General features: G+C 41.3%; 1 protein-coding gene. It reads left to right on the forward strand.

Annotated elements, in window-relative coordinates; genetic code table 11:
• Positions 1-11 precede the first annotated feature (11 nt).
• A complete protein-coding gene (locus tag EBL85_RS17655; protein ID WP_223806205.1) occupies positions 12-176 on the forward strand; it encodes a hypothetical protein in 165 nt (54 codons plus the stop codon).
• The last annotated feature ends 214 nt before the right edge of the window (positions 177-390 follow it).

Here is a 390-nt window from a genome sequence, read left to right on the forward strand (position 1 = left end):
ATCTCAATCCGATTCGTCACGGGTTTGTTCATATTCCATTATTGCCAGAACAAGCAGCAGATGGCAGTCAGCCTTCTATGTCTTTGGACATGATAGTCGAAGGGCTAAGGCTGGTGGCGCAAGTTTGTATTGCCCATGATAGCGATATCCTGGTAAGCGGTGGAACGATTTGCTAGTAAGTGTTTTAAAATCCAGTAAGTGTCTGAAAGATAAAAATAAGCTCGTCGTTTGATGTTGTAGTAAATGTTAGCTTTGTCAAATTTCACAAGTAGCGAAAGGAGTAGCATTGAATAGTCAGGTTGGATGTTGTTCAAACTGGCATTCCTCTAGTACAGGAGGTGTTAGGGGCTAACTTTACGAAAGGCGAGTTATTATGAAAAGCAACAAGAT

The sequence above is a fragment of the Marichromatium sp. AB32 genome (assembly GCF_003718675.1).
In the GTDB taxonomy this organism is placed as follows: domain Bacteria; phylum Pseudomonadota; class Gammaproteobacteria; order Chromatiales; family Chromatiaceae; genus Marichromatium; species Marichromatium gracile.